This is a genomic window from Sphaerimonospora sp. CA-214678 (genome assembly GCF_050942215.1).
Lineage (GTDB): Bacteria > Actinomycetota > Actinomycetes > Streptosporangiales > Streptosporangiaceae > Sphaerimonospora.
In genome coordinates this window covers 147,075-158,632 of sequence record NZ_CP192057.1, presented here as the reverse complement: position 1 = coordinate 158,632, position 11,558 = coordinate 147,075, and the positions used below count along the sequence as shown (strand labels likewise).

13 protein-coding genes and 1 pseudogene are annotated in these 11,558 nt (G+C 69.1%); 4 read left to right on the top strand and 10 right to left on the bottom strand.

All coding sequences use genetic code 11. The annotated features are described in order from the left end of the window. Positions 1–191: 191 nt before the first annotated feature. Both ACQP1K_RS29440 and ACQP1K_RS29435 read left to right on the top strand, forming a co-directional pair. Positions 192–1,364, top strand: a complete 1,173-nt coding sequence (locus tag ACQP1K_RS29440; RefSeq protein WP_433501756.1) for an MFS transporter — start codon at positions 192–194, stop codon at positions 1,362–1,364. A gap of 42 nt (positions 1,365–1,406) precedes the next feature. Further along, positions 1,407–2,207 (top strand): alpha/beta fold hydrolase, encoded by an 801-nt coding sequence (locus ACQP1K_RS29435; protein WP_433501755.1) that lies wholly within the window; start codon positions 1,407–1,409, stop codon positions 2,205–2,207. A 240-nt stretch (positions 2,208–2,447) separates the two neighbouring features. Here ACQP1K_RS29435 and ACQP1K_RS29430 read toward each other — a convergent pair whose 3' ends face one another. The 10 genes and pseudogenes from ACQP1K_RS29430 to ACQP1K_RS29385 all read right to left on the bottom strand — a co-directional run bounded on the left by ACQP1K_RS29430 (position 2,448) and on the right by ACQP1K_RS29385 (position 9,163). Beyond that, positions 2,448–2,579 carry a hypothetical protein gene (locus tag ACQP1K_RS29430; RefSeq protein ID WP_433501754.1) on the bottom strand — a complete coding sequence of 44 codons (132 nt, stop codon included), beginning with the start codon at positions 2,577–2,579 and terminating at the stop codon, positions 2,448–2,450. A 408-nt stretch (positions 2,580–2,987) separates the two neighbouring features. Beyond that, positions 2,988–3,908: an NlpC/P60 family protein gene (locus ACQP1K_RS29425; protein WP_433501753.1), complete on the bottom strand. Its 921-nt coding sequence runs from the start codon at positions 3,906–3,908 to the stop codon at positions 2,988–2,990. Between the two features lie 20 nt (positions 3,909–3,928). Further along, positions 3,929–4,420, bottom strand: a complete 492-nt coding sequence (locus ACQP1K_RS29420; RefSeq protein WP_433501824.1) for a hypothetical protein — start codon at positions 4,418–4,420, stop codon at positions 3,929–3,931. Between the two features lie 100 nt (positions 4,421–4,520). Next, a pseudogene (locus ACQP1K_RS29415) lies at positions 4,521–4,598 on the bottom strand (dihydrofolate reductase family protein); the annotation flags it as partial. Between the two features lie 167 nt (positions 4,599–4,765). Next, on the bottom strand, positions 4,766–5,008 hold the full coding sequence (locus tag ACQP1K_RS29410; RefSeq protein ID WP_433501752.1) for a hypothetical protein: 243 nt from the start codon (positions 5,006–5,008) through the stop codon (positions 4,766–4,768). Continuing rightward, on the bottom strand, positions 5,009–5,320 hold the full coding sequence (locus tag ACQP1K_RS29405) for a DUF6247 family protein (RefSeq protein WP_433501751.1): 312 nt from the start codon (positions 5,318–5,320) through the stop codon (positions 5,009–5,011). 294 nt (positions 5,321–5,614) lie between these two features. Continuing rightward, complete coding sequence (locus ACQP1K_RS29400) at positions 5,615–5,989, bottom strand: ASCH domain-containing protein (protein WP_433501822.1); 375 nt, start codon at positions 5,987–5,989, stop codon at positions 5,615–5,617. 1,097 nt (positions 5,990–7,086) lie between these two features. Then, positions 7,087–7,659 carry an AAA family ATPase gene (locus ACQP1K_RS29395; RefSeq protein WP_433501750.1) on the bottom strand — a complete coding sequence of 191 codons (573 nt, stop codon included), beginning with the start codon at positions 7,657–7,659 and terminating at the stop codon, positions 7,087–7,089. Then, on the bottom strand, positions 7,656–8,582 hold the full coding sequence (locus ACQP1K_RS29390) for a hypothetical protein (protein ID WP_433501749.1): 927 nt from the start codon (positions 8,580–8,582) through the stop codon (positions 7,656–7,658). Before ACQP1K_RS29390 ends, ACQP1K_RS29395 begins: the two co-directional genes overlap by 4 nt. 266 nt (positions 8,583–8,848) lie before the next feature. Then, a complete protein-coding gene (locus tag ACQP1K_RS29385; RefSeq protein WP_433496764.1) occupies positions 8,849–9,163 on the bottom strand; it encodes a hypothetical protein in 315 nt (104 codons plus the stop codon). Positions 9,164–9,265: 102 nt separating this feature from the next. Between ACQP1K_RS29385 and ACQP1K_RS29380 the strand changes: the two genes are divergently transcribed. Next, the gene (locus ACQP1K_RS29380; protein WP_433498186.1) at positions 9,266–10,462 is read left to right on the top strand and encodes an IS630 family transposase; all 1,197 of its coding nucleotides are present in this window, start codon (positions 9,266–9,268) and stop codon (positions 10,460–10,462) included. Next, positions 10,419–11,528 (top strand): protein-L-isoaspartate(D-aspartate) O-methyltransferase, encoded by a 1,110-nt coding sequence (locus ACQP1K_RS29375; RefSeq protein WP_433501748.1) that lies wholly within the window; start codon positions 10,419–10,421, stop codon positions 11,526–11,528. The genes ACQP1K_RS29380 and ACQP1K_RS29375 overlap by 44 nt, the downstream gene beginning before the upstream one ends. Positions 11,529–11,558: the final 30 nt, after the last annotated feature.

The following is an 11,558-nucleotide window of genomic DNA, read 5'->3' as shown; positions in this document are numbered from 1 at the left end:
GTCTCCATTATCGCATCGATCGCTGCTCTTTTTCGCAGCGATAACTGCTTTTGTGGTACATTCACAGCCGCTAATGCAACGATCACTGCGAGGTGTCAGTGTCTGTTGAATCTTCCGGTACCGCGTCCTCTGGCGCCGCACCGCCCGTCGCGGGTCCGCACCGCCGGCCGTGGAGGGGTGCCTTCTCGTCCGTGGGCGCCGTCCTGGTGGTCTTCCTGGGTGCTTCCAGCGCGCCGTCCCCGATCTACGTGATCTATCAGCAGCAGTGGCGGTTCACGGCGTGGGTGCTGACCGTGGTCTTCGCTCTCTACGTGTTCGGCCTGCTGGGCTCGTTACTCGTCGTGGGAGCGCTGTCGGATCATCTCGGCCGCCGGCCGGTGCTCGCCGCGGCGATCGGACTGGAGGTGGTCGCGCTGGTGCTGTTCCTCGCCGCGGGGGACGTGTTGGTGCTGGCCGCCGCGCGGGTGCTGCAGGGCGTCGCGACAGGGGCGGCGACGACGGCGCTGAGTGCCACTCTGGTCGATCTCGAACCGCGGCAGGCCCGCGGGCGGGCGGGCGTGGTCACGTCGGTGGCGCCTCTGACCGGGCTGGCTCTGGGCGCCGTCGGCAGTGGTGTGCTGGTGGAGTTCGGTCCGGCGCCGACCCGGCTGGTCTACGCGCTGCTGCTCGGCGCCATGGTGCTGGCGGCGGTGGTCGTCGCCTTCCTGCCGGAGACGTCGCTGCGCCGGCCGGGAGCGCTGGCCTCCCTTCGCCCGCGGGTGGCGATGCCCGCACATCTGCGCGCGGACATCGTCCCGCTGGTGCCGATGATGATCGCCACTTGGGCGCTGGGCGGCATGTACCTCTCCCTCGGCCCGTCGGTCGCCGCGGAGTTGCTGGGGCTGCGCAGCCATCTCATCGGCGGTGTCGTCGTGACGCTGCTGGCGGGCACCGGAGCGCTCGCGGTCGCCCTGCTCCGCTCCCGCCCGGCGTCCTCGCTGCTGGCCCCGGCCGCGGCGATGCTCGGGCTCGGCACCCTGATCTCGCTCGCCGGGGTGGTGGACGATCTCGCCTGGCTCGCCGCGGCCGGCACCGTCGTCGCGGGCATCGGGTTCGGCGCCTCGGCGCTGGCCACGTTCGGCACCTTCGCCAGGATCGCCAGGCCGCACGAGCGGGGCGCGGTCTTCGCCCTGGCGAACGTCATCAACTACCTGGGCAACAGCGTGCCCGCCGTGCTCGGCGGCATCGCCGTCACCGCCCTGGGATTGAGGTCCGCCACCGTGATCTACGCGCTGGCGATCGCGCTGATCACCTTCTCCGCCTTCGCCCTGCGTCTGAACCGGCTACGGCTCCAGCGCCACATTGCCATGGTCCCCTGCGACTGAGGCTCCGACGAAGACATCCCTACAGATTTAAAAGGATGAATCATGACAGCTATTCTCAGGACCAGGCGGAACCGGGGGGTCCGGCGACCCGGCGGCACGACCATCCGTTACACGGCCAGAGGTCCGGCGGGAGGGCCGGCCCTGGCGCTCATCCATGGCTGGGCGTGCGATCGCGGCGACTTCGACGCGGTGACCGACCATCTGCCCGACGACCATCGCGTACTGGCGATCGACCTCGCCGAGCACGGCGAGTCGCGGTCGGCGCGGGAAATCTGGACGATGGAAGAATTCGCCCGCGACGTGGCCGCGGTGCTGGAGGCCGAGTCGGTGGATGAGGTGGTCGTGGCCGGGCATTCCCTCGGCGGGGCGGTCGCCGTCGAGGTGGGCCGGCTGCTGCCCGACAGGGTCTCGCACGTGGTCGCGCTCGACGCCTTGCACTATCTGTCTCTGTTCCCGGCCATGGGCGAGGAGCAGGCCGAGGCGGTGCTGCGCGTGTTCGAGGAGGACTTCGCCGCGGGGGTGCGGGGCCTGGTGGAGGGAGGCTCGCCGGTCGGGACCGACCCGGCTCTCAAGGACGCGTACTTCGAGAAGATGGTCGCTGTGCGTCAGCCTGCCGGACTGCGTTCCATCGAGGGTCTGGTGCGCTGGGACATGGACGCGGCGCTGCGCGAGACGAAGCAGCCGATCACCGTATTCGCGATCCGTGACCTCATCACGCAGGAAGCGATCGACCGCTACGGTGACCGGCTCGACATCGTGCTCGTCGACCTGGGCAGCCACCACTTCCCGGTGGAGTCGCCGGAGGACACGGCGAAGCTCCTGGCCGGCGTGACAGGCGACTAGTAACGGCGGCGGCCGCGAGCAGCACCCGTCCGCATTCGCCGCGACACGGGCGGCCGGGCGGGCATCCCCGGCGCGTACGGGTAGCCGTGCGGCGGAGCGTACGGTGCCGCCGCCCCCGGCGGCGGAGGCGGCGGCGGTCCAGGGCCGGGCCGGGTGCGGCCCATGCGGGTGACCCACGAGGGCCTCCTGGGGGACGGAGAGGGGTGCGGTGAAAGGACGTCCGGATGTGGGGCCGGAGGTTCAGCCGCCGGTGGCCTCCACCGCGGTCAGGTCGCGCTCATTGAACAGCCACCGCCGGCCGGGCAGGCGACGGTCGGGAACGTCGTCGACGTCGACCATCCAATACGCGTCGGTCCCGAACGTCCTCGACACCGACCATAGGACGGTCCCCGCCAGCCCGACTGAGATTTCGCAGGTGAGAACCTAAATGGCACCTGGTGGCACGTTCGCCAACGACACCCCGACTCCCGACGCCCCGCTTTGCGCAGCACCGTCCGGATGACCTCAGCGTCCCGGTCTCGCGCCGTCCACAACGGGCGACCACCGCGCCGTACCCGAACTCCGGCTTGTCGTCCCTCATGGTCAACACCGTAAGCGAATCGAGACCTTAGCCATGGGGGTCCGTATCAATCCTGGTCAGAGGCTACTCCGTTGGAAATTTCTTCTTTGCTACGGGACCCCTCGAAGGGGCGTGGGCGTGACGATCGATCGACAGGCTGTGGCAGAGCCCCAGTTGGGACGTTGCCGTTTCAGCTGATTCCCTACCGTGCGGCTGTACTCCTATTTCGCCGCGAGTTGCCGCTTCAACGCGGGGTTGGCCAGAGGGCGGGTGAAGCCGACGATGTTGCCGCGGGAGCCGTACGCGGTGATTTTGATCGGGCCGCACCGGGTGCAGCGGGCCTCGATGGCCTGACCGCCTCCGATGACGAGAGCGACGTGCCCTGGACGGCCCGGGCCGTTGCCGGGGCCGGAGGAGAAGAAGACCAGGTCGCCGGGCTGCTCCTGCCCGGCCGGGATACGGACGCCGAAAGGCCACTGCTCGAACGTCGTCCGCGGGATCGTCACCCCCGCCGCCTTGTAGGCCGCGTAGACGATGCCCGAGCAGTCGTACCCGGCCGGGCCTGTCCCGCCCCAGATGTACGGCTTGCCGATCTGCCGTCGGGCGTAGGCGATGACCACCGCGACAAGGTCGCCGGCGACGACAGCGGTGGTGGCAGTGCCGTACGCGGCGGCCTTGGCGAGCACCCGGTCGACGTACCACCAGGCGTGGTTGTAGGCGAACAGCGCCCGTCGCACATCGGTGGCCGCGCCCGTGGCGCACAGGTAGGCGGCCGCGCTGTAGATCGCGTCCGCCGGGTCGTCGATGTCGGTACGGCTGTCGCCGTTCCCGTCGACCGCGTGTGCGGCGAACGTGGCCGGCAGGAACTGCATGGGCCCATGCGCCCCGGCCGAGTTCGGGTGCCGGGAGGCGGGGTCGCGGCCGTGGTCGGACTCGACCTTTCCCACAGCCGCCGGCACGGTCCATGACAGGTGCGGGCAGATCTGGGCCGCGTCCATGTACCAGCGCAGGTACTCCGGCGGGATGTCCTTGAGCGCCAACTCGCTCGGCACCGCCTTCCCGGCGTCGTCGACGGGGGCTTGGGCGAGAGTGAACACGACGATCAGCAGCGGGGTCATGAACGCGGCCACGCTGGCGGCCACCGCCCAGCGCCACCCTCCCATCAGAACAGGAAGACCTCGTCGACGAGCCACCGCCCGCCGACGCGGACCAGGCGCAGCGACACCTGCAGCGGCCGGTCGCCCCGGAATCCGGTGACGGTCAGATAGCGCTGGTCAGCGGTGGGGGAGGGCGCCCCATCGGGCACGAACACCTGCTCCACCCGAACCGTCCCGCCGGCGGCAGGGGCGCGCCTCATGGTGCGGGCGAACCGTTCGGTGACCATCGCCCGAACACGGTGCTCCGCCTCGTTGGGAGCGCCACCGCTGCCCGAGGCGATGACATACGCCGCGGCGACCGCCGCCGGATCACCCAGCCCGGTGGCGGGCCCACTCGCCGTCCCCCCGGCCTCGTGCGTCCGCCGTCCGGCTTCCCCACCGCCCCCGGTTCCCGGGCTGCCGGTGATGCTCGCGCACCCCGCCGCCAACATGATGGCCCCGATCGCTGCGCGGAAGCCATACCTCAGCTCGACGTTCCGGCGGCAACCGTAAGGCATGGTGCCTCACTTCCTTCCCGCCCTCGTAGAGGGGACTAGCGGCAAGGACACCAACAGCCGATTGCACGACCTGTGACGGCCCGTAGAGGGCAGGCCATGCACTCCAGCCGATGTCGTCGCCGGTCGCGGCGATGTAGCCGTCCAGGGTCACGTTCATGCCGAAGATCAGTTTCCGCATCGTGCCAGCCTCCCGTGTCGATCTCACACGTACAGACGGGCGCGGCGCGGAAACCTAATCGGTGCGCGATCTGCGTCCGCAGGTAGTCCTCGCGTTCCGGACTCAGCACGGTGTACTCGGCGGGCTCGAGCACCACCGACCGGATACGTTCCTGCAGGTCAAGTGATTTAGATGGGGAAGCGATCCACTCGTAGAACAGCCACTTCCCGCTGTTGACCGAGAAGGACGTAGGTCACCGAGATGCCCTTGTAGTCCCAGACGTACATGTTGCCGGTCTGGCTGAGCTCGCGACCATTGTCCGGAGTCAGACGCAGCACCTCGTAGATGTCCAGCAGGACATCGACTTCGGGATCGGATAGATCATCGATCTGGGCTTCCGCGATATCGCTGCCCATGCGGATGGCGTACACCTACCGCCGGGCTCCACGCCGGGCCAGGACCTCGGCCAGGGCCGGACCCGTCGAGCGGCGGCCGGAAAAGACTTCTTCGGCTTCGGTGTGCATCCGCTGCCAGTCCTGGGGGTCGCGGGCCGCCCGCGTGGCGATACGCCACCAGCCGGACAGGAAGTCATCAAGCGCGGCCAGGTCGACGACATCGGCGTGAGTGATCGCTTCCAGCTCGGCGTCGAACGCGGCGACGTTGGCGGCGGGCAGGGCCGCCCGAACCGCGGTGAAGGTCCTCTCGATCTCAGGATGGGGAACTTCGACTCGCTGGACGGTCATGACGATGCCACACCTCCTGTCGATCACCAGCTACAACGCCAGTTTACCGAGATGGTCGGACAGAACAGGGGAAAGGCTGTTCCTTGGCCGCAGGCCAACGGCTCCCCTGGGACGGTGCGATCGGTGCGGCGGCACCAGGGGTGGCCGTAGTACTCGGGAAGAATCGGGCGGATATGGCCCTGACCTGGTGTTCCGACCCGGAGTTGAGCAGCCCCGAACGGCCAGGCGATTGAGGGCTGAAGAGCGCCAGGGTATCGCCACTGGCCGTTCGGGTGTTGGCCGGTGGGTTGGTGATCAGAGGGTGGGGTCGTCGACCAGCTCGATCTCGATGGCCAGGACGCCGAGGGCTTCTTTCTCGGGGCCGTAGATGCGGCGGATGTTGGCGAGTTGCTGGTCGCGGGGGCTGGTCGGATTGACCTTCTCGGGGCCTTCGGCGTCTAGCATCTCTTCGAAGGTGCGGTAGCGGGTGACGCGTTTGACGCGGGTGAGGGCGTCGTCGCGGCCGCAGACGAACCGGATATGGTCGCCGGCGGTGAGGTTTCGCAGGTTGGGGTATTGGACGCGGACTTCGATGGTCTTGCGGCCGTCGGCGACCAGGTCGAAGTAGCGGCGGTAGAGGTTCATCTCGCGGGCGCGTACGCCCGTCCTTGTGGTGGGTCGTGCGGTCATGATCCTGTCAAGTTCGGCGGTGGTGTAGGAGCGGTAGAAGTGCTTGGGGTCGGCGAGCATCTTGCCAACCAGCCAGACCATGGCGTCGACGTAGGAGTCGGTGTCCCCGGGCCATTCGGTGACGTCGAGCATCCATGGGTGGGTGCCGGGCGGGGGCGGGACTTTCCCCTCGCGGATGAGGGACTTGGACAGCTTGGCGCCGGTGTCGGTGAGCACCATCGGGGTGAACACCCGCGGTGGTGGAGGCGGCCCCGGGAGCTGGGCGAAGTCTTCGTCGACCAGCTGGCAGCCGTAGGCCCAGTCGCCGCCCTTGACCATCACCGACAGGGTGACGTGGTCGCGGGCGGCCAGGCGTTCTTTGACCAGGTTGCGGTAGAGGGTGGCCAGGTCGAGGTAAGCGCTGGTGTCGGCGGTGACGGTGACCTCGTAGTCGCCGTGGTCGGTGCACACCGCGGCGAAGTCCGCGCCGCCGGAGCCGGTCCGCAGCAGCCTTGTACGCTCGGCACGTTTTTCCGCCCACCCGCATTCGGGGCAGGGCAGGCGGATATGTACCTGGCCGTGCGAGGGGGCCAGCGGCCAGCGGATCTGTTCCAGGTGGCCGAGGGTGGCCAGGAACTCGTGCCGGAAGGCGGGGCCGGCCTGCTGGGTCGAGTAGGTCTCGATCTCGTAGTCAACGCCGGTGGCGTCGGCGAGGGAGTCGAACATGGCCCGGTAGTACTTGCCGATCAGATCCCCGACCGCCTGCTCGCCGAGGGCGTGGAAGTAGGTTTGCTGGTAGGCGTGGTGGGTCTCGGGGTCGAGCTGGATGTCGTACGGCGCGTTGTCCAGCGCGCCGAACCGGACCACGGCGTCGACGTTGAAGGTCCGCTTGGTGGCCTTGGCGAGCAGGAACGCCGCGGTCTGTACCAGGGAGGTGCCCAGGTGCGGGGCGCCGTTGATCTGGGTGCCGACGCAGAAGGCGACGCGGTCGGGGCCCGTGGCCTGCAGGCGGGGGCGGACCATGTCGATGCTGCGCAGCATCGCGTTGGCCAGGACGTTGTTCGGGCTGATGATCTCCACACTGTTGGTACGGCCGTTCATCATGCTGCCCTTTCCGGTCAGGTCGTCGGCGCGGGGATCTGGGCGAGGATGAAGTCGACGCGGCGGCCGCTTTCATCGGCGGGGACGAAGATGGGCCGGTAGCCGGCGTCGTAGTAGCCCTGGATGATCAGCTCGTGAACGCGGCGAATCTCGCGTTCCTTGGCCCACACCAGGTCGTCTTCGGAGTCGAAATCGTCCAGCGGGTCGAGCACGAACACCGCGTTGTAGCGGTAGACGCGGGCGGCCTGCTCCAGCTCTGGATACGGGCCCAGGCCGAAGAAGGCGTCCCAGCCGTACCCGTCGGGGATGCCGCGGTTGTAGAACCGCAGTCCGGACGTGTGGTCGCAGTACTCGGCGATGAACGCCTCCAGGACGTCACGGGAGTAGGCGCGCCGGTCGCCGACCTGCAGGTGCCGGCCGAGCCGGTCGCGGTGCTTGCGGTAGATCTCCCGGGCCGGTTCGCCCTCAGTCGCCGGGATGCCGCGGGTGTGTAGTTCGGCGAGCACGGCCTCCTTGCCGGCGGATGGGCCACCGGTCACGACGTACCGGCGGGGGGGAGTGTTGGGATCAAGGAGCTGTTCGAGGCTCATGACGTGGTGACCTCCATCGCGGTGCCGCCGTCGCGGCTGGACAGTGCCCGCCGCCAGGTGGCGGCCAGTCGCTTGCCGCCGGCGGCTGCGTCCAGCCGCGCGGTGAAGTCGGCAAGCCCCTCAGTGGGGTCGGTGAGCTCGGCCAGGAGCAGCTCCTGGACGGGGGTGAGCGGGGGCGTCCACCCGGCGTAGGCGGCGATCTGCTGTGGGCCCAGATCGGTCGCCGCGTGCAAAACAGCGGCGCCGTAGGCGGCTCGGTAGCGCGCGGTGGCCGTCAGGACCAGGGCGTGTCGCCACAGCGCCGCCGCGGCCGCGCCGTCGACCTCGGTTGCGGGGGCGTCCATGCTGACCAGCCGGGCGACGGTCAGCAGTTCGGCGCGCAGCAGGTAGACCGCACCCCACAACGTCGCCAGGACGTGCTGGTGCTCGGCGGCCTCCCACGCGAACACGTCTGCGGGGAGCACGAGCGGGCCGGAGGCGGCATACAGCTCGGGTGGTGTGGCGCGCCGGGCGGTGAACTCCTCACTGTCGCGGCGCAGCTGCCAGGCCACCAGTTCGGTCACCTTCGGCTCGATGCGTTTGCGGAAGTGGTGCACCTCGTACCCGGCGGCGGCGGCCGCCGCCTGGCGGCGGGCCGTCAGCGTCGCCCCGGACGTCGCGGTCCGCGCTCCGAACAGCAGCCGGGCGGCGTCGGCGAGATCGGCGTTCTCGAACCGGTCGAGCTGTTCGCGCAGCAGGCCGTCCAGCGCCAGCGCCCGGCTCGCCACATCCTCCGGACGCAGTGCCCGCGCCTTCACCCCGCGAAGCCCGAGCAGCGCCGGACCGCACACCTCCGGCCTCACCGGCAGCCCGGCCCGCAACAGCGTCCGAACCTCGTCCGGTAGCGCGTCCGCCGACGCGCTCCCCGCTCCTTGACCTGTCATGCGACCAGTGTCGCAAGAATGCCCACTCTATGCCCAGTATCAGGCCCAGAAAATACCCACATCCTTTGGCAATGGAGCGCGTCCCCCGCCGCGTCAGACTGATCGCATGGACTGGCATCCCTACGCGCACGCACTCGCCAGCCGCGTCACCCATCCGGGGTCACGGTGGCGCGACGCCGTCGCGAACATCCCACGCCACCACTTAGTGGTCGTCGCTGGAAGTCCTTCGGGGGTTGACGGTTGGTGGGTCAGTGCGCTGCTCGTGATCAGCTGTTGGCGTTGGTCACGTAGAGGTCGCAGACCAGGTCGAGGGCCTCTTGCGGGCTGCCGGTGAACCAGATCGCATCCTCATAACCGCCCGTGCTGGGCGTATGGATCGCCAGCCCCCATCGGTGCGCCGATCCGCCATAGCGCAGCCGCATCAGCGGCAGCCGCTGGCCACCGGCGAGTTCCCCCTCGACGTAGCCGAACTGGCCGCGGTAGCGCACGTGAACGTCGGCCAGCTGGGGCCAGTGCTGCTTGGCGTGCAGAAACAGCCGCTGAGCCAGGGACGTCTTGGTCGAGGCGGGGATGGCAGGCATGGCCGATATCTTGCCGTCCCGGCGTGTCATTCGCCCACTATCGGCATGAATGCGGGCATTGTCGGCGAGTCACCGTGAAGATCGACTACAGAGAGTCCTCTGGTGCCCGTCCCCCGCGCCCGCCAGATCGTCTTGGCTGCCGCCGAACGCCGGCGGCTCAAGCAGCTGGCGTACTCCCACACCGCCCCTTACCAGCAGGTCATCCGCGTGCGGATCGTGCTGGACGCCGCGCACGGCTACTCCAACGCGAAGATCTCCCGACGCCGAGGCGTCACCGTGGACACCGTCCGCCTATGGCGCGGCCGATACGCCGACGAGGGCATGAAAGGACTGGCCGACCGGCCCCGCTCCGGGCGCCCGCCGAAGTTCACCCCGGTCCAGGTCGCCGAGATCAAAGCGCTGGCCTGCCAACTGCCGGCCGAAACCGGGGTGCCGCTATCGCGCTGGAGCTGCCCCGACCTGGCCGGCGAAGTCGTCGCCCGGGGCATCGCCGCGGCGATCTCCGCCTCCACCGTCCGCCGGATCCTGGCCGCTGACGCGCTCAAGCCCTGGCAATACCAGACGTGGATCTTCATCCGCGACCCCGACTTCGCCGCCAAAGCGAGCAAAGTGCTGGACCTATACGCCCGCACCTGGGATGGCCTGTCCCTGGGCGACGACGAGTATGTGATCTCCGCCGATGAGAAGACCTCCATCCAGGCCCGCTGCCGCTGCCACCCCACCCTGCCGCCCGGGGCCGCCCGGATGATGCGGGTCAACCACGACTACGAACGCGGCGGCGCGCTGGCCTACCAGGCCGCCTACGACGTCCACCGCGCCCACGTGTTCGGCCGCTGCTCGGCCAAGACCGGCATCGTGCCGTTCATGGACCTGGTCGAGCAGGTCATGACCCAAGAGCCCTACGCCTCGGCCAAGCGGGTGTTCTGGGTCGTCGACAACGGCTCCTCCCACCGTGGCAAGGCCGCCGCCGACCGGCTGACCGCGCGGTTCCCCAACGCGGTCATGGTGCACACGCCCGTGCACGCCTCCTGGTTGAACCAGGTGGAAATCTTCTTCTCCATCGTGCAGCGCAAGGTCGTCACGCCCAACGACTTCACCAGCCTTGACGAGGTCGAAGACCGGCTCATCGCCTTCGAGCGGCGTTACAACGCCACCGCCCGGCCCTTCAGATGGAAGTTCACCCCGGCCGACCTCGAGGACCTGCTGGCCCGGATCGAGCGGCACGAACAGAAAGAGTCCAACCTCCAGCAGCACGATGACTGCGACCATCAGCCTGCCGTACTGGACGCCGCCGCGTAACCCCCGAGGGATTTACGAACACGACCACTTAGTTCCCGCCTGGTGGACCTGGAACGACCGCTGGAAGGTACGGCGCGGCCCGGACGATGAAGCGGCCTGGCTGGACGCCGCCTACTCCGACCGTACGCTCGTCACGAAGATCGGCACCCTGCACGCCGACCACGCCGAGCCCGGCGACGAGCCGACCGGCCGACCCACCTCCTCCAGCACCCTGCCGACCCTCGTGCTCCAGATGTATCGGCACGCCAGGATCGGCGAGAAGGACACCGTCCTCGATGTCGGCGTCGGCTCCGGGTACGGCGCGGCCCTGCTGTGCCACCTGCTCGGCGAAGACCAGGTGATTAGCATCGACGTGGACAACTACGTGACCACCGTAGCCGCGCGGCGGCTGGCCGACATCGGCTACCACCCGCGTATCGCACCGCTCGACGCCACTGGGACCATCCCGTGGGCGGCCGACCGGATCGTGGCGATGGTAGCCGTCCGGCCTATCCCCGCCTCGTGGCTGACCGCCCTCAACCCCGGCGGCCGTCTGGTGACGACCATCACCAACACCTCGCTCATCGTGTCTGCCGTCAAAACCGCTGACGGCGGCGCGGTCGGGACCGTGGAACGGGACTGGGCGATGTTCATGAAGACCAGGACTGGCGGCGACTACCCGCCCGGCCTGACCGGGCTGGTGGCCACCGCGCGGACCGCCGAAGGCGAGCACGTCGCAATGACCCACTACCCCGTCCTGGACATCGAGGAGGACGCCTGGGAACTCCGCAGCATGCTTGAGGTGACCTGCCCGGGGATCGAGCATAGCTACCACGAGGATGCGAGCACGCGGACGGCGGTCATGGTCCACCCGGACGGGTCGTGGGCGCGGGCCGTGCAGGTTGACCACGCGCGGCCGGTAGTCCACCAGGCGGGCCCGCACCGCCTGTGGGACGAACTCGACAGGGTCCGTGACTACTGGCTCCAGCACGGCAGTCTGCCGCTGTACGGCGCCCGCGTGCGGATCACCCCGGACGGGACGATCCACCTCCAGCGCGGCCGCTGGAAGGCCACCATCACCGGCTAGGGCCAACACGACGATGGCGTCGACGCCACC

Bases quoted from the DNA above. Each gene is read 5' to 3' on its own strand.
- ACQP1K_RS29435 (WP_433501755.1), top strand. From the start codon at position 1,407: ATGACAGCTATTCTCAGGACCAGGCGGAACCGGGGGGTCCGGCGACCC.
- ACQP1K_RS29420 (WP_433501824.1), bottom strand. From the start codon at position 4,420: ATGCCTTACGGTTGCCGCCGGAACGTCGAGCTGAGGTATGGCTTCCGC.
- ACQP1K_RS29405 (WP_433501751.1), bottom strand. From the start codon at position 5,320: ATGACCGTCCAGCGAGTCGAAGTTCCCCATCCTGAGATCGAGAGGACC.
- ACQP1K_RS29400 (WP_433501822.1), bottom strand. From the start codon at position 5,989: ATGACCGCACGACCCACCACAAGGACGGGCGTACGCGCCCGCGAGATG.
- ACQP1K_RS29395 (WP_433501750.1), bottom strand. From the start codon at position 7,659: ATGAGCCTCGAACAGCTCCTTGATCCCAACACTCCCCCCCGCCGGTAC.
- ACQP1K_RS29390 (WP_433501749.1), bottom strand. From the start codon at position 8,582: ATGACAGGTCAAGGAGCGGGGAGCGCGTCGGCGGACGCGCTACCGGAC.
- ACQP1K_RS29385 (WP_433496764.1), bottom strand. From the start codon at position 9,163: ATGCCTGCCATCCCCGCCTCGACCAAGACGTCCCTGGCTCAGCGGCTG.
- ACQP1K_RS29375 (WP_433501748.1), top strand. From the start codon at position 10,419: ATGACTGCGACCATCAGCCTGCCGTACTGGACGCCGCCGCGTAACCCC.